This is a genomic window from Arcicella sp. GW821-FHT09D11 (genome assembly GCF_059416265.1).
Genome location: NZ_JBWKOV010000002.1, coordinates 956,860 through 979,050 on the forward strand (window position 1 = coordinate 956,860; position 22,191 = coordinate 979,050).

Consider the following 22,191-nt stretch of genomic DNA (forward strand, 5'->3'; position numbering starts at 1 on the left):
TATGAAAGTAGAAAAGACAATTCCTTTATTGAGAATCTTTGATGTCGATAAAGCCCGAGAGTTTTATATTAATTGGCTCGGTTTTCAAGAAGACTGGTCACATCAGTTTGAAGAAAATACGCCTTATTATATCCAGATTTCAAGAGGGGAATTGACTTTTCATCTTACTGAGCATTACGGAGACTGTACTCCTGGAGGAAAGGTCTTTATTGATTGCTCTGATTTAGAAAGTTTCTTCAACGAATTACAAACCAGACCCTATAAATATTATCGCCCGTCTATAGAAGAAGCTTTTTGGGGTGCAAACATCATGAACCTAACTGATCCTTTCGGAAACCGATTAGTATTTAACGAATATAAAAAAACAGTATAATCAATGAACGAGCATCAATCAAGAAGAAACTTTCTTAAAACCAGTAGCTTAGCAGTGGGTTCAGGTCTAATAGCAAATTCAGTTTCGGCGAATAAGATTCAAAAGAACATGGAAAACGTTGTGATTGGACACAATTCACACAAGTACAAAGTAATAGCAGGGTGGGGCGTATTGGATGCAGACAAAAACCCTGTGAACGATTGTCACGAAATGGTAGAAGATGCCAAGGGACGTTTGATTATGTGTACCAATGAAACCAAAAATAATATCTTGATTTATGATAAATCAGGGAAATTATTAGATGCTTGGGGAACCACCTATCCAGGTGCACACGGTTTAACGATTGCTAACGAAGGCGGAGAACAGTTTTTGTTTATTTGCGATAATGCTCGTCACCAAGTAATTAAAACGGATTTGAAAGGGCGTGAAATAATGAAGCTTGAATACCCTAAAGAAACAGGCGTTTATGAATCACCTAATCGTTTTGTGCCTACCGAAACGGCTGTTAATCCTGTCAATGGAGATATTTATGTAGCCGACGGATATGGGTCGCAATATATTACTCAGTATGATATTAAAGGACGATATATCCGTCATTTTGGAGGGTACTCTCAAAAATATACAGATGATAAATTTGATACTTGCCACGGTGTTTTAGTAGATACGCGTGATAAGAAGAATCCAACGTTATTAGTAACTGACCGTGCCCATTCTTGTTTAAAACGCTTTACTTTAGACGGTAAATTCTTAGCAGTCTATCATTTACCAGGCACGTTTGTTTGTCGCCCAGTATTGCGTGGTGATTATATTTTTGCAGCTGCTTATAGAAGCTCTGACCTCTCTTGGAATAATTCAGGCTATATTCAGGTATTAGATAAAGATATGAAAGTAGTTTCAACACCAGGGGGCTCAGAACCAACGTATAAAGATGGTAAATTACAACGTCAGTACAAAGACGACCCTAATCAAGTATTCATGCACCCACATGATGTATATGTAGATGCTGACGAAAACATATATGTGCCTCAATGGAATTCTAAAAAAACGTATCCAGTTAAATTAGAAAGAATTGCGTAGGAGTCGTGAGTTTTTTTGACACTATAATAATCATCTATCATGACTAGCGAGGGAATTAATTCCCTCGCTAGTCATGATAGATGATTTAGCTTAACATAAAAAAGACTCATGTCATGACTTTGCTAGCTTTATCATACTTGCCAAGTAATTGGAAGTCATGCCATGAGTGACCAAGAACTCACAGCTCATTGCCCAAATCTGATTGCTAAAAGCTCAAAACAATAAACAATGATTTTATTACAAACGAATGTTCCTTCTGATTGGGCAATGTTTTTTGGACATTTTCATCCCGTAGTAGTTCACCTACCTATCGGGATGCTGATGATTGCTGCCATATTAGAACTTATTTCTCGTAAAAAAGGACTCGCATCTCTACAGCCTGCTATTGCGCCCATTTTGTTTTTGGGCATGATTACGGCAGTTATATCTTGTATTTTTGGTTATTTGCTTTCTACTTCTGGTGAATACAATGAAGAAACATTGTTTCTTCATCAGTGGATGGGTATTGGTGTTGCACTCGTTGCATTGGCGGCTTGGTATATGAAAGTGAATTGGCAACAAGACCCTACCATGAAGAAGGCCTATATGCCTGCTGTTTATTTAATCGTGATTTTATTAACAGGAACAGGACATTTGGGTGGAAATATGACGCATGGTGAAGACTATCTATATGCTTATACACCCGAACCTTTTCGTTCGATAGCAGGATTACCTCCACGAACAAAAGGAGGCGCAGGAGCTAGAAAGAAAATTGAGAATATCAATGAAGCATTGGTCTATCAAGATATTGTTGCCCCAGTAATGGAACAAAAATGTTGGTCTTGCCATAATGCTAATAAAATCAAAGGGGGATTGAGAATGGATACGCAAGCACTTTTGATAAAAGGTGGAGAAAATGGGGCAATCATCAAAGCAAATGATGCTGCCAACAGCGAATTAATCAAACGTTTGCTATTGCCCGAAGAAGACGAACACCACATGCCACCGAAAGGGAAAACACCTTTGAGCGAACAAGAAATTTCGCTTTTGCATTGGTGGATTCAAAACGGAGCAGGCTTTGATAAGAAAGTAGCACAACTAAAACCAGACGAAAAAGTAAAACCATTCTTAGCATCTTTGAGTAGCGGAGGAGAAACGAATACTACTAGTGGCGGAGAAAGTATTTCACCCGTATTTAATGAAAAAGTATCAGCCGCTGCAGAAAGTGATATTCAAAAACTAACAGCTATGAATGTTGTAGTAATGTCTGTATCAAAAGAACAGCACTTTTTAGATGTCAACTTTGTGAATGCTCGTACTTTTGATGATTCAAAAATAAATCTTTTGACCAACCTATCTGATCAAATTATATGGTTAAAGTTGGGTAGTACAAAGATTACAGATAAATCTTTGGCTGAAATTTCTAAATTAAAACATTTAACACGTTTACATTTAGAACACACAGCAATTACAGATGTTGGGTTAGCCCAACTAAAGGATTTGAAGTTTCTGGAATACATCAATTTATTTGATACCCAAATAAGCGATGCAGGTATTAAAGAATTGGCAAAATTGAAAAGTTTAAAAAAAGTATATTGTTGGCAAACTAAAGTTACTAAGCAAGGCGTATTAGCCTTACAAAAAGCATTGCCGAATGTTGAGGTAAATATTGGGTGGGAAGATAAAATACCTACTAATGATACCAGCAAAGTAAATACACAGAAGGTGGTAGCTAAATAAAATTAAGCAAAAACTACATTTATAAATACGGGTTAAATACGGTACACTTTACCGTATTTACCACATTGTTCTACTTGCCAAATTTTGGGAATATTGTTATGTAAAATCCTCCTAACATAGCAATGCCATGATACCACAACATATTCTGCCAATCCAATTCAAATTAGGGAAAAGATATACTTTTTTTGCGAATGAGATTATATTTTTTGAAGGAGAAATCAATTATACACGCATTCACTTTGCCTTTGGAAAAACGAAGGTTATCGCCAAAACCCTTTCTAAAGTTGAAGGAAGAGTTAACACCGATTCATTTCTGAGAATCAACAGAAAGTATTTGGTAAACCAGAAATTTATCCGAGAGGTAGATAAATACGACCTTATTTTGTTAGATGGTAGAATCCTTCCAATTTCACGCAGAAAGCGGTTTTTGCTTGACTGACTAAATCGATTTAATACAGATTTGCGATATAACAATAACTTTACTCATTGTTGCTTTGGTTTATTTTTCCGAAATTGTGCCTTAGTAATGTTGATTTTTTACTCTTTTACGCAACTATTATATACACTTAGTGTTTATTAAAAGTAAATAGAGTAAGAATGATTTTACTAATTTACCAGAGAGATTAACCCAAATAAGACTATATCATAGAAAGGTAGTCAATCCAACAATGATACAAATCGATATTGCTGCACTTCGTGAAAATTATAGCAAAGGCAGTTTAGACGTTCAAGACGTAAGTATTTCTCCGATAGAACAATTTCAAAAATGGTTTCATGAGGCTATCGCCAGTAAATTGCCAGAGCCTAATGCCATGATTGTCTCTACGGTTGGCAGTGATGCCAAGCCTTCGGCAAGGATTGTCTTGTTGAAAGGTATTGATACAGGCTTTACTTTTTATACAAATTACCTTAGTAAAAAAGGGACAGAATTAGCCGAAAATCCTAATGCGTGTATTACATTTTTTTGGAATGAACTTGAGCGACAAGTCCGTATTGAAGGAACAATTGAAAAAGTAAGCGCTGAAGAATCAGACACTTATTTTCAAAGCCGTCCGTTAGGAAGTCAAATAGGAGCTTGGGTTTCTAATCAAAGCATGGTAATTGAAAATAGGGAAGTGCTTGTAGAAAGAGAAAAATATTTAAGAGAAAAGTTTGGAGATAATCCAATTCCTCGTCCTCCGCATTGGGGAGGTTATCGCTTAAAACCAACATATATTGAATTTTGGCAAGGTCGCCCGTCAAGGCTTCACGATAGGATTGCTTATACAAAATTAGAAGAACACGTTTGGAAGATAGAACGCCTATCGCCTTAGGTGTGGTAATGCTGAGTGATTTATTAACAAAATCACTCAGCAATCCATTTACCAATCACTATTTACTACTCACTACTTCAAATCGAACAAATCAGTTACCCCAATTTTTTTGTAAGACGTATAGCCTTCGCCAAACTCTGCACCAATACTATGTCCCATTTCACGATTACGTGCTTCCACAAATTTTAAAAATGCAGGAGAAGAAAGATATGAATCAGGATCTTTAGAAGTTGGGTCATAAAATTGACTTCTGAAAGCTCTGATTGAATCTTCTTTTTGTTGCCAATACGCCGAAATATCTACTACAAAATCAGGGTCTATATACCTATCTTGAATATAATGATACACATTTTTCGGACGCCAAGCTTGTTGTGCTGTTCCATCGTCCTCAAATGTTTCAACCATCCGTAATCCTGATTTAAAACATGAATCTACTGCTAACTCACAGCCTTTAATATGGTCAGGGTGACGGTCGTTAATAGCATTGGCTAAAACGATTTCAGGGCGGTAGCGTCTGATTACCCTGATTAATTTCATCAGATGTTCTTCGTCATTGACAAAGAAACCATCTCTAAAACCAAGGTTTTCGCGTGCATGAACTCCTAGAATTCTGGTAGCTTCAACCGATTCAGCTAAACGGATTTCGGGTGTTCCCCTAGTTCCTAACTCCCCACGAGTAAAATCAACGATACCCACTTTTTTGCCTTGCGCTATTTGCATACAAATCGTTCCAGCACAACCTAATTCGGCATCATCTGGATGTGCCGCCATCACCAATATATCTAACTTCATTGTAATATAAATTCTTATTTCTGAATTGAAAAACGTTGCAATTTAAACAGGAAATTGAGCTAAAAAACAAAAAGAGCCAACAGATTTTGGTGCTGTTGGCTCTTTTTAAATATTATCACTATTAATTAATGAATTCTAAGTCTTCTTCCAATTCTTAAACTAGCAGAAATTCTCATACCATTCATTCTAGCTAATTTGTCTACTGAAATGCCTGCTCTGTTAGCGATAGAATATAATGAATCACCAGAACGAACGGTTGTCCAAGCAGTTCTACGTGTTTTTACTTTTCTAGCACTTGAACCATATTCGTTATCCAATGAAAGTCCGTAGGTATCAAAAACTCTAGCAGAAATCAATACATGGTCTGAAACAGGTTCAGTTCTTTCACCAGAAAAATTAAACACATAAATAGCAGGGTTGAAAGGGTTGCCTTCGTAACGAGTCTCAAAGTGCAAGTGCGAACCTGTACTTCTTCCTGTACTACCGCCCAAACCAATTTGGTCGCCAGCTTTTACATAAGCACCAGACTCAAAATTTTTAGCAGATAAGTGACCGTAAAGTGTTTCTAAACCATTGTAATGGCGAACTACTAAGAATTTACCATATCCACCACCGTCATATCCTGAAACTCTGACAATACCATCAAATGCAGCATAGACAGGGTCGCCAGTTTCTAAATCTAAATCAACACCCGAGTGCATTCTTCCCCAACGAGGACCAAATACAGATGTTAATTTTGGTGCTGTGTTTGGTACAGACCAGTATCTTCCTTGTTCTTTATTAAATAGCTCAATATCTACTACGTCGTCAAAATCTTTTGGATTAATATCGTAAGGGTCGATATTAGTAGCATCCCAAATAGAGAAATAGGTGGCTACTGACACAAAATCATCACTACCTTCTGCTCTGGTTTCTTCTTCAATCTCAACGATTAAAGGCTCTCTTTCGTCAACAGATGTTGTATCAAAAATACTAATCGAAGAATTTAGTTCTTTGGCAGGTTCAAATTTTGAAGAAGCAGTAATAGCCGACGAAGTAGCCACTGGTTCAGGAACATAGTCTGTCCTGAATTGCAGTTTGGGCAATTCATCTAAGGCTTCGTCTAAATTTTTGTTGCTTTTGTCTTTTGCATTTGTTTTCACATTAATCTTAGGGTTTTTCTTGAAACTCCCAGATTCTTGTGAAAAAGAAATGAATGAAACCAAACAAAATACTAAGACTAATAAATTTTTAATTGTATTCATCTGAAATAAAATTAATAAAGAACTAAGACGCCATCAAAAGATGTGCTGTTAATGTAAATCATTTTCAGCTAACCATCTTTCTGCATCTAAAGCCGCCATACAGCCAGTTCCTGCTGCTGTAATTGCTTGACGATAAATATTGTCTTGTGCATCGCCTGAAGCAAATACACCTGCAATATTAGTACGGCTCGACCCTTTTTCTGTTATGATATACCCCGCTTCATCCATATCCAAGAAACCTTTGAAAATGTCTGTATTAGGTTTATGACCAATTGCTACAAAGATACCTGTTACTGGTAAAACAGTTGTTTCGTTTGATACTGTATTTTTTACTCTTACGCCTGTTACACCTCCGTCATCTCCTAATACTTCATCTGTTGCTGTATTCCAGTGCATTTGAATTTTAGGATTTGAGGTAACTCTTTTTTGCATAATTTGTGAAGCACGTAACTCATCACGGCGTACAATCATGTGCACTTTTGAACAAAGGTTCGCTAAATAAGTAGCTTCTTCTGCTGCTGTATCCCCGCCACCAACGATTGCTACTTCCTGATTACGGAAAAAGAAACCATCACAAACAGCACAAGCTGATACTCCACGACCATTAAAAGCTTGTTCTGAAGGCAATCCTAACCACTTGGCCGAAGCTCCCGTTGAAATGATAACGGTATCTGCTAAAATTTCGTGTGTATCGTCAATGAAAACTTTTTTTGGACTTACTGAAAAATCTACCGAAGTAGCCATTCCATAACGTACATCAGTACCAAATCTACGAGCCTGCTTTTCTAAGTCTTGCATCATTTCTGGTCCTTGAATTCCATTAGGATATCCTGGGAAGTTCTCTACGTCGTTGGTTATTGTTAACTGCCCGCCTGGTTGTGGGCCTTGATACATTATCGGTGTCAATCCTGCACGTGAAGCGTAAATTGCTGCGGTGTAACCCGCTGGTCCTGAGCCTATAATAAGGCATTTGGTATGCTCTGCCATTGTTAAGTTTAATACTTTTTTTACTTAATCCTTGTAATATTTATGCTAGTTTGCTAGTAAAATTACAACAAAAATTTATACGTAAAAATTGCAGATAAAATCCAGAATGCCAAGAAATTATTCAAAATGAAATGTAGATATAGGTATTAAGTGATTGATTGTCAATAAAATGTACTTGTTTTTGGAGTATGTAAAAATATTTACAAAGAAATATAATTTGTACAAAACCAATTTTTGTACTGATAGGATAGTCAACTGAATTGAAATCTCTTTAAATATTTCCGTGAAATGCAAAATCGAAATTCGAGTTAAACATTGCCTTTCAAGCATTTAACCGAATCTCGCAGGTATCATATTATTAATTCTCTAAAAGCCTTATTTCGTTAATTCAGTCTTATAAACTACTTTCCCTTCTTCATCTATTACTTGAACAAAAAGCTTATTTCCTGTGGCTGAAAATACCATAAAGCCATACTCAGAAAGCGCTAATTTACTGATTGGCAAAGTACCAATAGGCGTTTTTTCTGAAGCCGAGCCTGATACAAAATAGTGCGTTTTACCCTCTGGTAATAAGTGTTGTAAATCGTGGTCATGTCCACACAGATAAGCATCAACCTTGTGTTTGTCTAATACTGATTTTAACGAAGCACGGATAGCACGTGTGTCATAACTTTCTCTTCTTTTTTCAGTAGCCGTAAAAAGGGGATGATGCCCTACCACAATTTTCCATTTAATTGACGGGGAATTGTTTGAAAGTATTTTCTCTAACCAAACTTTTTGAGCAGTACTATCTTGATTGACAACGGCATTGCTATATTCGCCTTTATAAAACTCAGGGATTAAAGGATTGGTATCAATAAAAGCTATTAGCACCTGTTGGTTGGCATCACCATTGATAGAAAACGTCTTTGAGTAATAACGAGCTGGCATATTCCAACGGCGACTAATTTTTGAATAAGCTACCTGTGCATCTGGATTAGATTTATAATCATGATTCCCCAACACTGGAAACCAGTCCCACTGCAAAGAGAAATCAGTATAAATATCCTCAAAAGAATATTTCCAAAGTGGGTCAAATTCGCTTCTAACACCACTTGGGTAAAAGTTGTCGCCAGTAGCAATGATAAAATCGGCTTTGATTTTTGTAGCTACTTTGCCCATTTGGCTAGCTACTGGTTTTTGATGGTCGGCTCCATTTCTACCCCAGTCGCCCATGACTAAAAAGTTTAAAGCACCTGCATGACTATTTAACTCAGTGGTTTGACCTACCGCTATTCCACTGGTAAACAGTGAGCAAGCTAAACAAAAACGCTTGAAAACATTTATTGACTTCATTCTGTAAAAATTAAAGATAAAATTCGTGATTTTATATGATAAATATATTAACTCACGCTGGTTAGGGTATAAAGACATTGAGTCGCCAAAAATAATCGTCTTTATAAACAATCTTTGTTATGTAAGCGTTAATTTACCCAGATTGCATTAAAAATGCTTTTAACTTGAAGGTTTAGTACAAATATATATTTACTTTGTGCCAAACTATGGAGGTAAAAATATTTAATACAGATCAAGAAATACTTACGTCACTTGCTGAAAGTGATGCAAGAGCTTTTGATTTTTTGTATCAAAAGTTTTTTCCCAAACTTTATGCAGCGGCGTACAAGCGACTCCAAAATCGTGAATTGACAGAAGAGGTAATACAAGAATTGTTTATTTCATTGTGGGAACGTCGTAAGTTGTTGGCTATCACTACAACCATTGAAGCTTACTTATTTACTTCCGTAAAATATCTAGTAATTGCTCAGTACAAGAAAAACAATTTGTTTGAAAAATATTCTAATAGCCTGCAACCAGTAGACGACTATAATTTTACAGAACAGATGGTTGCATTTGACGAATTGAACGAAGCTTATCAAAAAGCGTTACAGTCGTTGCCCGAAAGATGCAGAGAAGTGTTTTTGCTGAAAAGAACGGGGCTATCACAAAGAGAAATTTCTGAACGCCTAGACATTTCTGAAAAAACAGTTGAAAACCAAATGACCAAAGCTTTGAAAATACTAAGAGAAGTATTGAGCGATTATACGGCACTTTCTATTATATTGATACCTGCACTACATTAATGTAAAAGTCAATTTATTAAAATGTTCTATCATCATGAGTCAATTAAATAATCCACACGACAAGTTCTTTAAAGAAACGTTCTCCAGACTAGAGATTGCACAGAGCTTTATTGAAGAAACATTTCCCCCTGAAATTAGAGAGAAAATCAATTTGTTTAAATTAAAGAAAACAAATTCTTCTTTTACCGACGCTGATTTATCAGAGCATTTGGCAGATATTGTTTATCAAACAGAATATGCTGGACAAAAAGCTTTGGTCTCGTTGCTTTTTGAACACAAATCTTATCCAGAAAAATATCCTCATCTACAGCTTTTACGTTATATGAATAACGTTTGGCTAGAAGAACAGAAACAAAATAAACAATTATCTGTCGTTATCTCCACAGTTATTTTATCATGGAGAGAATGTCTGGAAAAAGCTTTCGATGCTTACCTATTTTGGTAATCCTCATGAAAGTCTTCACCAGTTTATTCCTCAATTTGATTACCTACTGTTTTCACTCAATGAGATTGAAGATTATCAAATTGAAAATTTTAAAAGTGATTTGCTTGGTGTTACAACGATGTTAATGAAACACAGTAGAGACAAAGCGAATAACTTTTTGAGTTTAACGCCTTTCTTGGTTAATAAGCTAAACGCGTTAGATGCTGCCCATCAGGATGATTTTATTAAGACTACTTTTCGCTATATCGAAGAAGGTATCAACTTGACACAGAACAAATTATCGCCTATATTTACACAGGTTTCACAAAATGTAAACAACATTGCTATGACTATTGCTGATGAAATTAGAATGGAAGAAAGAGAGAATGTTACTTTCAACTTTGTCAAAGGACTATTAGAAGACGGTAAAAAAGCAGAATATATTGCCAGTGTTTTCAAACTTCCACTTAAAAAAGTAGAGGAAATTATTCAAAAAATCAAAACATCTTCTAATTAACAATATTGCTATGACTATTGCAGATGAAATTAGAGCTGAAGAAAGAGAAAAAACTACATTTAATTATGTTAAGGGATTGCTTCAAAATGGTGCCTCAATTGAATTAATTTCAAAATCTTTTGGCATACCTATTCAAGAAGTTGAAAAAAAGATCAAAAAAATAGAAAACACTTCAACGTAAAGGCTATTCAATTATTTCGTAAAATATATCAAAACAAGCTCAGAAGGCTTGTTTTTTGTTTTTCTTGGAACTAATACTTTCTATTTCGTTCGTGGGAGAAAAATTATTTTTAAAAATATTCCTATGAGCATAGGGGAAAAGTATGACTTACTTCACTTAGTATTTGAAAGCGAAATAAAATGAAACTAAATCAAGAAATTATTGAACGTTATCTGAACAATGAAGCCTCGGAAGGGGAAATATTCTTTGTTGAAAGATGGTACGCTTCATTTGAAAATAATCCAGATGGACTAAGTGAATTAAGCCAACTAGAACGTATTGAACTTGAAAATAAAATAAAAAAATCTATCCGTGAAGAAATCAAGCGTCAGGAAAGATATACTCCGCCACGTTGGGTTTGGGCGATGGCAAGTATGGCAGCTATGCTAGTCATTGTAGCTGGACTTTCGTTTTACTTTATTCCGAATAGCCATGAAAAAATAAGTAAAATCAAATCTGATATTCCAATTTCGGATTGGGCAAAATATGAAAACTCTTCTGCCAAAATTTTAAAAGTAGTATTGCCAGATGGAAGTGTTGTACTACTACAACCTAAAACGCAATTGAGTTATAATCAGTCTGATCGTTTGTATAGACAGGTAAACTTAAAAGGCGAAGCTTTTTTTGATGTGAAAAGAGATGAAAGTCGCCCTTTCCTGATTTATTCAGGCAAAATGACTACCACGGTGCTAGGAACTAGTTTCAATGTAAAAGCATATCCTGCGATGGAAACTTTTGAGGTATCAGTAGTGACAGGAAAGGTATCTGTAAAAAATGAAACAGAAAAAGAAGTGATTTTACTACCTAAACAGCAAGTGGTGTTAGAAACAAAAACGGATGAAATGCTGGTGAATTTATTACCCACTGATAAAACTTTTTACTGGGAATTGTCATCATTACAATTTGATGATGATAACATGCAAAACGTAGTAGAAAGAATTGAACAAAATTTTAATGTAAGTATCGATTTATCTCCTAAACTCCGAAACTGTCGCTTAAGCGGTAATTTTGAAAATGTACACCTCTCTACAATCCTCGAAATAATTTGTAGATCCATCGAAGCTGAGTACGTAATAGATGGACAAAATATTTCATTGAAAGGAAACGGATGCCCTTAAACTAACTATCAAACCAATATTGCTGTAGAATACTTACTGCTCTCGAATCAATTTTGAGAGAGGTGGAATAATATGTCTCAAATAAATCAAAAACAATACTAAATTTAATTAACCGATGAAAAAACTTCTAGCTACAAAGCATCTAATGCTTACGATTATGAAAATTACAATTAGTCAGTGCCTTTTCTTTGCTATTTTTTCGGTGATTGCTCTAGGCTCTCCAAGCAAAGCACAGCAGATTCTCAACAGAGAAGTATCCATGAAACTCAATAATGTGAGTTTGAAAGTGATATTGTTGGAAATAGAAAAACAATCGGGTGTACATTTTGTGTATAGCAATAATTCAATTCATCTTGATAAAGAAGTAAGTCTTGAAGTAAATCGTGAAGCCCTCAGTACAGTATTGCCTAAACTCCTTTTCCCAAACCAAATTCGTTATGAGGTAATTGAAGAACAGATTATTTTGAAAAGGAATAAAGAACAATCAAACGCTTTTCCCAGTGAAAAAGAGGAGGCTATTATTGAAGAAAAAGTATCAGGGAAAGTAGTTAGTGAAAAAGGAGAAGCTTTAATTGGTGTAAATATCTTAATAAAAGGAACTACACGAGGTACCGTGAGCGATGCAGAAGGCAAATTTAGTATGGTAGCCAAAGATGGCGAAGTACTAGTGTTTTCATTCATTGGATTCAAAAAACAGGAAGTAAATGTAAGCCTTAAAGACGTAATGCAGGTTGTTTTGAAAGAAGACAATGAGCAGTTGAGTGAAGTTGTAGTAATTGGGTCACGGTCTACAGTGGCTCGTACGAATGTTGAAAGACCAGTGCCTGTGGATGTAATCAGTGCGAAAGAACTACAATCGACTGGGCAAACGGAATTATCTCAACAAGTACAATTCATGTCACCCTCATTCAATTCGGCCAAAAACGGTATCAATGGTGTAGCGAACTATGCCGACCCAGCATCTTTAAAAGGATTATCTCCCGACCAAATGTTGGTGCTTATTGATGGTAAAAGACATCATCAGTTTGCGGCACTTAATAGTAATGTGACCGTAGGAAAAGGAACAGTTGTGACAGACTTGAACGCCGTACCTTCACTGGCATTGGAAAGAATGGAAATTTTACGCGATGGTGCCGCCGCCCAATATGGCTCTGATGCCATTGCGGGTATAGCCAATTTAGTGTTGAAAAAATCTGTCAACAATGGTTCAGCCCAGATTCAGTATGGTATTACCTCAGAAGGGGACGGCGGTGGCTATACTGCGGCGGTAAATTATGGATTCTCATTAGGTAAAAAGGCTTCATTGAATATTACAGGAAGCTATCAAGATGTAAAAGGAACTGACCGTTCAGACCCTTATAATCCTCAACCAGTAGCAGGAGGAGCTTATACGGGAATTTATACCAACGTAAAAGCAACAGATGAAGCAGCTTTGAAATCAAGAGGATACTGGGGAGATGGTACTTATGGTTCATTCCGTCCTACGGCTTACGGAAGTAATGCTATGAAATCTGGTCAAGTATTTTATAACCTTGATGTTCCATTAAAGATAGATTGGACTTTATATTCTTTCGGCGGATTTTCTCAAAAAGATGTGTTTGCACGTGCTTTCCTTCGTACAGCTTTGCCTACTAGTGCTACTTCAAATGTAGATTTATATCCTGATGGTTATGTGCCAGAACTTCCAGGTACTTCAGTCGATTATTCTTCTTTTGTAGGGATTAAGCGTAAAACTTTTACAGGTTGGAACTGGGACTTTAGTACGGGCTATGGTAGAAACTACCTTGATCAATCTGCTAAAAACTCTTCAAATGCTTCTATGGGAGCATCTTCTCCAAGAGATTTTTACATCGGTAGAATTTCATTTGGTCAAAGTTTGACGGAAATAAATGCCTCAAAAACTATACTGGGCTTATGGAATACAAAATCAGTAAACTTTGCTTTTGGTACGCAATATCGTGTAGATAATTTTTCACTTAGCGCTGGTGACGAAGCATCGTATTTAATAGGACCATTGGCTGCTTCAAAAAACAAAACGCCAGGTTCGCAAGGAAGGGTTGGTATTGATAAAGCTGATGTAAAAAGCGTAAATCGTTCTAATATTGGTGTATATGCCGATGTGGAAAGCGATATTACTAATAGATTATTAGTCGCAGCAGCCTTGCGCTATGAAAACTATAGCGATTTTGGGAGCAATATTTCTGGGAAATTGGCTTCTAGAATAAAAATTACTGAAAATTTATCTATCAGAGGGTCAATTAATAAAGGTTTTAGAGCACCACTGCTTCAACAAATTGCGAATGCTGCCACGACCTCTACCGTACAAAATGGCATTATTAGAAGTACCAAACAATTGCCTTCTGACGAACCACGATTGAAACAAATTGGCATAGAAGACCCAAAACCAGAAACCTCTTGGAATTATAATATAGGGATTACCGCAAAAGTGGGCAATAGCCTTTTGTTAACCGTTGATGCTTATCAGATTGACATAACTGATAGAATCATTATCACAGAAAACCTGAATGTCAATAATATAGCTGCCTTGAAAAACTTATTTCCTAATTTTCAAGAAATCACCTTTTTTACCAATGCTATCAATACTGGGACAAAGGGAATAGACGTAGTGGCGTCTTATAAAAATTCAATTACTCCTAAAAGTAAATTTACGGCGAGTATTGCACTGACAGTGAACAAAACTGAAATTACAAAGATTAAAGCAACGCCTACTGCTTTACAGCAAGATACCAAGACTCCCGTAGTGTTGATTGATACCGTAAGTAGAGCCCTCATAGAAACCAGTCAGCCGCATACTAAAGTTTTGGTATCTTTAGGTTATCAAGTAGGCAAATTGAGTGTGAATTTCAGAAGTTCATATTTTGGTGAAGTAACTGCTTGGGAAAAACCTTCGGGGCTGAACCATCGTAGTCAAACCTTTGGAGGAAAAAATCTATTTGACGCCTCGGTAGTCTATAGTATTAATAAGTCTTTAAGCATTACTATTGGAGGAAACAATTTTACAAACGTTTATCCCGACAAAGTGCTGAGCAACTATGCTTCTTATTCAAACGGACAAGTACCTTATACCAGAAATGCGAATCAGTTTGGTTTCAATGGAGCATATTATTATGGTAGCCTATCGATTAGGCTCTAAAAGTCTATCAATATTTAAATCTCAAGGCTCAAAGCTCATCACTCACAGCTATTATTAATGACTGAGTACAACTTATAACTATTTAAAACTTGACCAATCTATTATTATTACTTATTTGCCTGACCATTGGTGTATTCCTCAGAAAACTGAAAGGTTTTTCTGAGGATGCCCCAACGGTGTTGAATACCATTATTATTTATGTTTGTTTACCTGCGTTGACTTTCCTAAATACTACTGAAATTCATTTTAGTAGCCATTTATTATTGCCTGTTTTGATGCCTTATATTATTTACGTTGGGTCATTTATATTTTTTAATTTGCTAGCAACATTTATAAAAATAGACGATAATACCAAAGGAGCTTTAATTCTTACTGCTGGTATCAGTAGCATTTCATTTGTAGGTTTCCCGATTTTCGAAGTGCTTTTTGGGAAAGAAGGCTTACAATATGGCGTATTAATGAGCCAAGCAGGTTCGTTTGTAGTGTGTGGTACTTTAGGTATTTTTACAGCATCCTATTATTCCTCTTCTGCTGATTTTTCATTTGGAAGGGTAGCCATCAATATTTTTAAATTTCCTCCATTTGTAGCTTTTTGTTTAGCATTAATACTGAACCTTTCAAACTATCATTTTCCTGTATGGGGACAGCAAATTTTAGATAAACTCGGAAGTCCCTTTAGTTTTTTAGCATTACTTTCTATTGGCTTACAAATTAATTTTAAGAAGAGCCAATTAGACTTAAAAGCACTCTTCTATGGGTTGTTTTATAAATTATTTATCGCTCCATTGCTAATTTTTATCATTTATATGCTCATTTTAGGAGAATATTCAGCATTGGGGAAACTTTGTGTAATTGGGGCTACTTTAGGGTCTATGAATACTGCTACTATCATCGCGGTAACTTATAAACTCAATCCAAGCTTAGCAACCCAAATGGTCAGTATTAGTATTCCTTTATCTTTATTGAATGTGTGTATTTGGTATGGACTAATGCTATATTTTTAACCTTTAACTATTTTGCTTTAGGCTGTAAGCATTAGGCAAAATGTTCACGATAAATACATATTTATTTTTGCTTATTGCTTAAAGCCTATAGCATATGTCAAATACTTTTATTTTACTCAGAAAACATTGCCAAGAAACAAATTCAATTTAAGCTATTTTTTATTAAACAATTGAGCATCAAATAATTGAAATGCTACTCACTACTCACTATTTAACAATTACTACGTAAACAATTTTAATTTCCATGAAAAAACTATTTAAGAATTTAACTTTTTGGGTACTTACGGCCATCACTGCGGGGGTATTGCTAGGTCATTTCGCACCAGAAATAGCCTTACAGCCTATTTTAGAAAAACCGATAAAATTCAGCCTGTATTTATCTGAATTTGAGATAAAAACCAGTTTTAGTGAATTGCTAAGTAGTATTTTTATCAGCATTGTGAAAATATTTATTTGCCCTATTATTTTCATCACCATCATGCTAGGTATTATTTCGATGGGAGATTTGAAAAAGGTGGGTAAAGTAGGGGCTAAATCATTGTTATACTTTGAAGTTGTTACCACATTGGCACTGTTTATTGGAATTATCATGGCAAATATCATTCGTCCAGGCGATGGTGTTGTTACTTCTGAAATAAAAGGAGGTGATATTTCTAAATATACCAAATCTGCCGAGTCATTCAGTTGGCTAAAGTTTTTAATGGATAATGCTACACTTCAAATCCTTATTTTGGCCATTATTTTAGGCGTTGTATTAAGCAATTATTCTAAACGAAATGAGATTGTACAATTTCTTCAACCAGTATCTAAGAAAATATTTTGGGCTTTGCACAAAGTAATGCTTTTTGCCCCTGTGGGTGCTTTTGGAGGAATGGCTTTTACCATTGCCAAATATGGTGTTCATACACTTTTACCACTGGGGAAATTGATGGTGACGGTTTACTGCACAATGGCGATTTTCATTTTTGTAGTACTATATTTTATTTTGAGAATGTATAAAGTCAATCTCTGGAAATTTTTAAAGTATATTCGTGAAGAGTTACTGATTGTTTTAGGAACATCTTCATCTGAAGCAGCTTTACCGTCGTTGATGGAAAAACTAGAGAGAATGGGTTGTTCAAAATCAGTAGTAGGCTTGGTAGTGCCAGCAGGATATTCCTTTAATTTAGATGGTACTACCATTTATTTATCAATGGCAGTACTTTTCTTGGCGCAAGTATTCAATGTTCATTTAGATTTGCAACAGATTCTGACAGTCATTGGCATTTTGATGGTAACTTCAAAAGGTGCTGCTGGAGTAACGGGGAGTGGTTTTATCGTATTGGCTTCTACACTAACGGCGATTAAAGTAATACCCGTAGAGGGACTAGCTTTGTTATTGGGCGTGGATAGATTTATGTCGGAAGCAAGAGCTATTACCAACTTTATTGGAAATGGGGTGGCTACTATCTGGTTAGCCAATAATGAAAAAGAGTTTGATCGCGAACAAATGGAAAGAGTGCTTTGAGTGAGGAATTGGGAGTTTAGATTGAGGCGTTTTTTGAGTGTGGAGTTTTTATAAAACGTAGCGGCAATCCCTTGCCGTTGCCGTTGTATGCGATTATTCTACGATTCGGCAACCGCAAGGGATTGCCGCTACTGATTATTAATTTTAAAAGAATAAATATATAAACCGACACAATAATTACGATAAATAATTATGCAAATAATTGAAAATCAATATTTAAGAGCAAGCATTAATTCGCTAGGAGCAGAGCTTGTGAGCCTATTTAATAAAGAAAATAGTGTGGAATATATGTGGGAAGCTAACCCTACTTTTTGGGGAAAGAGTTCGCCCGTATTATTCCCTATTGTAGGAGCATTAAAGAATAATCAATACATTTATCAAGGACATACCTATACGCTTCCTCGTCATGGTTTTGCGCGTGAAAAAGTTTTTAAGGTTGAATCGAAAACAGACGATAGTATCGTTTTCCTGTTAACGGAAGATGAAGGAACCTTGAAAATATTTCCCTTTACTTTCGAGTTTCGGTTGATTTATACATTGATAGGAAAAACACTGTCGGTGTCGTATTCCGTGACAAATACTGGAAATGACGACATGTATTTTTCAGTAGGCGGTCACCCAGCTTTTGCGGTGCCACTTTCGGAAGATACTGTTTATGAAGACTATTATTTAGCATTTAATCAAACAGAAGATTTTCCACGATGGGAATTAGCCAATGGTGGATTAATCAAAAAAGAAGCGAGTACATTCTTAGAAAACACCAATCGTTTGCCTTTGACAAAAGAATTGTTTTATCAAGATGCCCTTGTTTTCAAACACTTAGAATCTACGGAAGTAGTTTTGAAGACGGATAAAGCTCCCACACAATTGAAATTTACTTTTGAGGGATTTCCATTTTTAGGAATTTGGGCCGCTATTAATGCCGATTTTGTTTGTATAGAGCCTTGGTGTGGCATTGCTGATAGCGAAATTCACGAGCAAGAATTAACAGAAAAGGAAGGTATCGAGAAGCTATCTTCAAAAGGGAATTTCCTTCGTACATGGACTGTGGAGGTATTTTAAAAGCATTTTTCACGGGTATTGATACTTTGTTTTGCTGGCTTGTCAGTTGAATACAACACGATTTTCTTAGCTTATCAAAAACCATTAGCGTACTTTTGCGACAGTTTTTGAAACAAACCATTTTTTGTGACACTTCATTATGAGCCAAATTTCAATTAGGAAACAAGATGCCTTAGACTATCATTCAAAAGGTCGTCCAGGTAAAATTGCAGTAATTCCCACCAAAGAAACCGAAACACAGAGAGACCTTTCATTAGCTTATTCGCCGGGCGTAGCCGAGCCATGTTTGGCGATTGCTGCCAACCGTGAAGACGTTTATAAATATACTTCTAAAGGTAATTTAGTAGCTGTAATTTCAAATGGTACAGCCGTTTTAGGGCTAGGTAATATCGGAGCCGAAGCCTCTAAACCAGTAATGGAAGGTAAAGGCGTATTATTTAAAATCTTTGCAGATATTGATGTATTTGATATAGAATTAAATACAGAAGACCCAGAAGAAATAATTAGAACTGTAAAGATTCTAGAACCAACTTTTGGAGGAGTAAACCTTGAAGACATCAAGTCGCCAGAGTGTTTTGAAATAGAGGAAAGGCTGCGAAAAGACCTCAATATTCCTATCATGCACGATGACCAACACGGCACGGCCATTATCTCGGCAGCCGCTTTGTTGAATGCTTTGGAATTAGTAAACAAACGTATCGAAGAATGTAAATTCACGATTTCGGGTGCTGGAGCTGCTGCTTTATCGTGTGCTAAATTATATTTAGGTTTAGGGGCTAAAGTAGAGAATATATTGATGTTTGATAAAGACGGTCTGGTTTCTAAAGAACGCACAGACTTGAACAAATATGTTCAGCCTTTTGCTACTGAACGTACTGATATTCATAATCTGGCAGAAGCAATGGTTGGGGCAGATGTATTTCTTGGCTTATCAGTCGGAAATATCGTTTCTCAACAGATGATAAAAACAATGGCAAAAGATGCTGTTGTTTTTGCGATGGCTAACCCAACACCAGAGATTTCTTATGAAGAAGCAGTAGCTGCTCGTGAGGATATCATCATGGCGACTGGCCGTTCAGATTATCCAAACCAAGTAAACAATGTATTGGGCTTTCCTTATATTTTCAGAGGTGCTTTAGATGTAAGAGCAACTGAAATTGACGAAACGATGAAATTGGCTGCTGCGAAAGCGTTGGCTGAATTAGCCAAAAAGCCAGTACCAGATATTGTGAACTTAGCTTACAACGAAAAGAATTTATCTTTTGGTAGAAATTATATCATTCCTAAACCTGTTGACCCACGACTGATTACTACGGTAGCGCCAGCAGTAGCGAGAGCGGCGATGGAAGCGGGATTAGCACAAAAGCCGATTCTAGATTGGGATGCTTATGAATTAGAATTGAGTAAGCGTTTGGGATTAGATAACCAATTGATGAAATACATTTTCAACAAAGCAAAACGCTCGCCTAAGCGTGTCGTATTTGCTGATGCTGAAAACTTGAAGGTATTGAAATCTGTTCAACAATCGAAAGACGAAGGTATTTGTGTACCAATATTGTTGGGAGACAAGACTAAAATCAGGAGAATTATTCAAGAGCATAACCTAGATTTAAGCGAAGTACAAATCATCGATACACGTGCCCCAGAAACGATTGAACGATTGAAAGAATATGGTGACATATTCTTTAATAAAAGAAAACGCAAAGGCTATAACCAATACGAAGCCCATAAACAGATGCAAGTACGCAGTTACTTTGCCTCAATGATGGTAGAAACTGGTGATGCCGACTGTGTGATTTCGGGTCTTACGCGTAACTATCCAGATGCTATTCGTCCAGCTTTACAAATTATTGGTCGTGAAGATGGCGTGAAGAAAGTAGCAGGTATGTACATACTCCTTACTAAAAAAGGACCTGTATTTTTCTCAGATACTACGGTAAACTTTAACCCAACGGTAGAAGACATCGTAGAAATCACCGAACTAACAGCCAAGGCAGTAGAGCGTTTTAACTTAAAACCAAGAATAGCTTTGTTGACTTATTCCAACTTTGGAACTGCTAATGGTGATGATGCTGTTAAAATGCGCGAAGCAACTGCTATTTTACAGAAAAAGCATCCAGAGATGATAGTAGAAGGAGAGATGCAAGCACACTTGGCTTTTGATAATGAATTAATTAAGGAAAATTATCCATTCTCTAAATTAGCAGACGAAGGAGCTAATACTTTAATTTTCCCCAATCTATCAGCTGCCAATATTGCTTATAACTTATTAAAGGAAACTAGTGATATAGAATATATCGGTCCAATCCTTTTGGGGCTTCGTAAGCCTGTTCACGTACTTCAATTAGGTTCATCTGTGAGAGAAATCGTAAACATGGTAGCCATTGCTGTTGTGGAAGCACAAGGAAAGTAAGGTTTAATTACAACTGATGGCATGACTCCAAGTCATGCCATCAGTAATTAATACTAATATTGATTACTAGCGATTGTTAATCGCTTTTGTATCTTTTCCCTTAATAATTTAGGCTCTAATACTTCCATTCCATCCCCAAAGCCTAATATTTCTCTTTCAAGTTCAAAATTGAGCTGTACTTTTATTTCGATAATGATTCCTTTATGGTTTCTTTCAATCACCTGCTGTGAGTGATGAAGCGGTTTAGTTTCTACATAAGGAGCATGAAGATTCCCTACTTGAATTAGTACTTTAGTTGCTCGCATATTGTGGCTAACTGTTGCACCAATCACATGATAATAATACAATTCTGGACTATACCTTAAGTTTTCTATATAAGGAAACGCTGCGTCAACTTGTAAATCCAAAATTCTATCAAGCGCCAAATTGGTAATAATGTCTTTAGAGTGTTTAACACCTACTGCAAACCATCTATTTTTATACTCCTTCAACCACCATACATGGAAATGAAATTGGTTAGCATCTTTAGCTTTGAAGGATTTGTAATTAATATATATCGTCTTTTTCTGGAGGATGGCTTGATAGATAGTATCTAAATAACCAAGTCCTCGCAAATTCTCATTCTTCTCAAAGTCAATTACCGACGCCCTTTTTTCTTTATTACTATAAATATGTTCTTCAAGCTTATTGATTACTTCACTTAGTTGATCGAAATGAGAAAAACCTTTAAATTGTTTCAGCATATCAAGAGCTTCATTCATTCTTGATACATCAGCACTTGTCAAAGGTGTTTTGGTAATACTAAAACTGGGGTCTTCGTAGGTGTAATACTTTTTATCTATCACTACAATCGGTGCTTCATAGCCCAATTTTTCGCTTCTCATCATTTGAATATCAGCCTGAATACTTCTTCGACTAATTCCTTTGTCGATGCCCTCATATTCATAAAGGGCTTCTGAGACACTTTCGATTAAATCTTCAAGTGTCCATTTTCGTTGACGATTCTGTAAACACGTATCAATGGTTTTATAACGGATTAAGGCATTTCTATTAGTAGGCATATAGGTAATAGTTGTGAATAGTGGGTGGTAAGTTGTGGTTTTAAAAATATTTTGCTAAAAATAGAAAATAAATTTTACTACGCAAA

General features: G+C 36.0%; 20 protein-coding genes. 15 read left to right on the forward strand and 5 right to left on the reverse strand.

Annotation, left to right across the window (positions count from 1 at the left end):
- Position 1 precedes the first annotated feature (1 nt).
- From AC07N0_RS09145 to pdxH, 5 genes are all read left to right on the forward strand, one after another.
- Positions 2-373 carry a glyoxalase superfamily protein gene (locus AC07N0_RS09145; RefSeq protein ID WP_494588932.1) on the forward strand — a complete coding sequence of 124 codons (372 nt, stop codon included), beginning with the start codon at positions 2-4 and terminating at the stop codon, positions 371-373.
- 3 nt (positions 374-376) lie between these two features.
- Entirely contained in the window at positions 377-1,450 is a 1,074-nt protein-coding gene (locus AC07N0_RS09150) for a twin-arginine translocation signal domain-containing protein (RefSeq protein ID WP_494588933.1), read from the forward strand.
- Positions 1,451-1,678: 228 nt separating this feature from the next.
- Positions 1,679-3,169 (forward strand): c-type cytochrome domain-containing protein, encoded by a 1,491-nt coding sequence (locus tag AC07N0_RS09155; protein ID WP_494588934.1) that lies wholly within the window; start codon positions 1,679-1,681, stop codon positions 3,167-3,169.
- Positions 3,170-3,296: 127 nt separating this feature from the next.
- The gene (locus tag AC07N0_RS09160) at positions 3,297-3,608 is read left to right on the forward strand and encodes a LytR/AlgR family response regulator transcription factor (RefSeq protein WP_492802412.1); all 312 of its coding nucleotides are present in this window, start codon (positions 3,297-3,299) and stop codon (positions 3,606-3,608) included.
- A 229-nt stretch (positions 3,609-3,837) separates the two neighbouring features.
- Positions 3,838-4,482, forward strand: coding sequence for a pyridoxamine 5'-phosphate oxidase (gene pdxH, locus AC07N0_RS09165; protein ID WP_494588935.1), 645 nt, complete (start codon positions 3,838-3,840; stop codon positions 4,480-4,482).
- 72 nt (positions 4,483-4,554) lie between these two features.
- Here pdxH and bshB1 read toward each other — a convergent pair whose 3' ends face one another.
- The 4 genes from bshB1 to AC07N0_RS09185 form a co-directional block, all read right to left on the reverse strand.
- Positions 4,555-5,274 (reverse strand): bacillithiol biosynthesis deacetylase BshB1, encoded by a 720-nt coding sequence (gene bshB1 / locus AC07N0_RS09170; protein ID WP_494588936.1) that lies wholly within the window; start codon positions 5,272-5,274, stop codon positions 4,555-4,557.
- Between the two features lie 125 nt (positions 5,275-5,399).
- Complete coding sequence (locus AC07N0_RS09175; RefSeq protein WP_492802417.1) at positions 5,400-6,518, reverse strand: peptidoglycan DD-metalloendopeptidase family protein; 1,119 nt, start codon at positions 6,516-6,518, stop codon at positions 5,400-5,402.
- Between the two features lie 48 nt (positions 6,519-6,566).
- Positions 6,567-7,505, reverse strand: a complete 939-nt coding sequence (gene trxB / locus AC07N0_RS09180; RefSeq protein WP_494588937.1) for a thioredoxin-disulfide reductase — start codon at positions 7,503-7,505, stop codon at positions 6,567-6,569.
- A gap of 375 nt (positions 7,506-7,880) precedes the next feature.
- Positions 7,881-8,840 carry a purple acid phosphatase family protein gene (locus AC07N0_RS09185; protein ID WP_492802420.1) on the reverse strand — a complete coding sequence of 320 codons (960 nt, stop codon included), beginning with the start codon at positions 8,838-8,840 and terminating at the stop codon, positions 7,881-7,883.
- Between the two features lie 206 nt (positions 8,841-9,046).
- On the opposite strand from AC07N0_RS09185, the gene AC07N0_RS09190 reads away from it, so the two are divergent.
- The 10 genes from AC07N0_RS09190 to AC07N0_RS09235 all read left to right on the forward strand — a co-directional run bounded on the left by AC07N0_RS09190 (position 9,047) and on the right by AC07N0_RS09235 (position 21,044).
- Positions 9,047-9,625 (forward strand): RNA polymerase sigma-70 factor, encoded by a 579-nt coding sequence (locus AC07N0_RS09190; protein WP_492802422.1) that lies wholly within the window; start codon positions 9,047-9,049, stop codon positions 9,623-9,625.
- 34 nt (positions 9,626-9,659) lie between these two features.
- Positions 9,660-10,070 carry an Rpn family recombination-promoting nuclease/putative transposase gene (locus tag AC07N0_RS09195; RefSeq protein ID WP_494588938.1) on the forward strand — a complete coding sequence of 137 codons (411 nt, stop codon included), beginning with the start codon at positions 9,660-9,662 and terminating at the stop codon, positions 10,068-10,070.
- Positions 10,051-10,566, forward strand: coding sequence for a hypothetical protein (locus AC07N0_RS09200; protein WP_494588939.1), 516 nt, complete (start codon positions 10,051-10,053; stop codon positions 10,564-10,566). The genes AC07N0_RS09195 and AC07N0_RS09200 overlap by 20 nt, the downstream gene beginning before the upstream one ends.
- A gap of 10 nt (positions 10,567-10,576) precedes the next feature.
- The gene (locus AC07N0_RS09205; RefSeq protein ID WP_494588940.1) at positions 10,577-10,747 is read left to right on the forward strand and encodes a hypothetical protein; all 171 of its coding nucleotides are present in this window, start codon (positions 10,577-10,579) and stop codon (positions 10,745-10,747) included.
- Positions 10,748-10,926: 179 nt separating this feature from the next.
- The gene (locus AC07N0_RS09210; RefSeq protein ID WP_494588941.1) at positions 10,927-11,904 is read left to right on the forward strand and encodes a FecR family protein; all 978 of its coding nucleotides are present in this window, start codon (positions 10,927-10,929) and stop codon (positions 11,902-11,904) included.
- Between the two features lie 115 nt (positions 11,905-12,019).
- Entirely contained in the window at positions 12,020-15,058 is a 3,039-nt protein-coding gene (locus AC07N0_RS09215; protein ID WP_494588942.1) for a TonB-dependent receptor, read from the forward strand.
- 89 nt (positions 15,059-15,147) lie between these two features.
- Positions 15,148-16,062 carry an AEC family transporter gene (locus AC07N0_RS09220; protein WP_494588943.1) on the forward strand — a complete coding sequence of 305 codons (915 nt, stop codon included), beginning with the start codon at positions 15,148-15,150 and terminating at the stop codon, positions 16,060-16,062.
- A 244-nt stretch (positions 16,063-16,306) separates the two neighbouring features.
- On the forward strand, positions 16,307-17,569 hold the full coding sequence (locus AC07N0_RS09225) for a cation:dicarboxylate symporter family transporter (protein ID WP_494588944.1): 1,263 nt from the start codon (positions 16,307-16,309) through the stop codon (positions 17,567-17,569).
- A gap of 192 nt (positions 17,570-17,761) precedes the next feature.
- The gene (locus tag AC07N0_RS09230; RefSeq protein WP_494588945.1) at positions 17,762-18,631 is read left to right on the forward strand and encodes an aldose 1-epimerase family protein; all 870 of its coding nucleotides are present in this window, start codon (positions 17,762-17,764) and stop codon (positions 18,629-18,631) included.
- A gap of 139 nt (positions 18,632-18,770) precedes the next feature.
- Entirely contained in the window at positions 18,771-21,044 is a 2,274-nt protein-coding gene (locus AC07N0_RS09235; RefSeq protein ID WP_494588946.1) for an NADP-dependent malic enzyme, read from the forward strand.
- A 53-nt stretch (positions 21,045-21,097) separates the two neighbouring features.
- On the opposite strand, the gene AC07N0_RS09240 is transcribed toward AC07N0_RS09235, so the two are convergent.
- Positions 21,098-22,105, reverse strand: coding sequence for a helix-turn-helix transcriptional regulator (locus AC07N0_RS09240; RefSeq protein WP_494588947.1), 1,008 nt, complete (start codon positions 22,103-22,105; stop codon positions 21,098-21,100).
- Positions 22,106-22,191 lie beyond the last annotated feature (86 nt).

What these genes read in the sequence shown, in the direction of transcription:
- AC07N0_RS09200 (WP_494588939.1), top strand. Translation starts at nt 10,051, where the DNA reads ATGCTTACCTATTTTGGTAATCCTCATGAAAGTCTTCACCAGTTTATT.
- pdxH (WP_494588935.1), top strand. Translation starts at nt 3,838, where the DNA reads ATGATACAAATCGATATTGCTGCACTTCGTGAAAATTATAGCAAAGGC.
- AC07N0_RS09185 (WP_492802420.1), bottom strand. Translation starts at nt 8,840, where the DNA reads ATGAAGTCAATAAATGTTTTCAAGCGTTTTTGTTTAGCTTGCTCACTG.
- AC07N0_RS09230 (WP_494588945.1), top strand. Translation starts at nt 17,762, where the DNA reads ATGCAAATAATTGAAAATCAATATTTAAGAGCAAGCATTAATTCGCTA.
- AC07N0_RS09205 (WP_494588940.1), top strand. Translation starts at nt 10,577, where the DNA reads ATGACTATTGCAGATGAAATTAGAGCTGAAGAAAGAGAAAAAACTACA.
- AC07N0_RS09190 (WP_492802422.1), top strand. Translation starts at nt 9,047, where the DNA reads ATGGAGGTAAAAATATTTAATACAGATCAAGAAATACTTACGTCACTT.
- bshB1 (WP_494588936.1), bottom strand. Translation starts at nt 5,274, where the DNA reads ATGAAGTTAGATATATTGGTGATGGCGGCACATCCAGATGATGCCGAA.
- trxB (WP_494588937.1), bottom strand. Translation starts at nt 7,505, where the DNA reads ATGGCAGAGCATACCAAATGCCTTATTATAGGCTCAGGACCAGCGGGT.
- AC07N0_RS09160 (WP_492802412.1), top strand. Translation starts at nt 3,297, where the DNA reads ATGATACCACAACATATTCTGCCAATCCAATTCAAATTAGGGAAAAGA.
- AC07N0_RS09235 (WP_494588946.1), top strand. Translation starts at nt 18,771, where the DNA reads ATGAGCCAAATTTCAATTAGGAAACAAGATGCCTTAGACTATCATTCA.
- AC07N0_RS09210 (WP_494588941.1), top strand. Translation starts at nt 10,927, where the DNA reads ATGAAACTAAATCAAGAAATTATTGAACGTTATCTGAACAATGAAGCC.
- AC07N0_RS09195 (WP_494588938.1), top strand. Translation starts at nt 9,660, where the DNA reads ATGAGTCAATTAAATAATCCACACGACAAGTTCTTTAAAGAAACGTTC.
- AC07N0_RS09150 (WP_494588933.1), top strand. Translation starts at nt 377, where the DNA reads ATGAACGAGCATCAATCAAGAAGAAACTTTCTTAAAACCAGTAGCTTA.
- AC07N0_RS09215 (WP_494588942.1), top strand. Translation starts at nt 12,020, where the DNA reads ATGAAAAAACTTCTAGCTACAAAGCATCTAATGCTTACGATTATGAAA.
- AC07N0_RS09240 (WP_494588947.1), bottom strand. Translation starts at nt 22,105, where the DNA reads ATGCCTACTAATAGAAATGCCTTAATCCGTTATAAAACCATTGATACG.
- AC07N0_RS09155 (WP_494588934.1), top strand. Translation starts at nt 1,679, where the DNA reads ATGATTTTATTACAAACGAATGTTCCTTCTGATTGGGCAATGTTTTTT.
- AC07N0_RS09225 (WP_494588944.1), top strand. Translation starts at nt 16,307, where the DNA reads ATGAAAAAACTATTTAAGAATTTAACTTTTTGGGTACTTACGGCCATC.
- AC07N0_RS09175 (WP_492802417.1), bottom strand. Translation starts at nt 6,518, where the DNA reads ATGAATACAATTAAAAATTTATTAGTCTTAGTATTTTGTTTGGTTTCA.
- AC07N0_RS09145 (WP_494588932.1), top strand. Translation starts at nt 2, where the DNA reads ATGAAAGTAGAAAAGACAATTCCTTTATTGAGAATCTTTGATGTCGAT.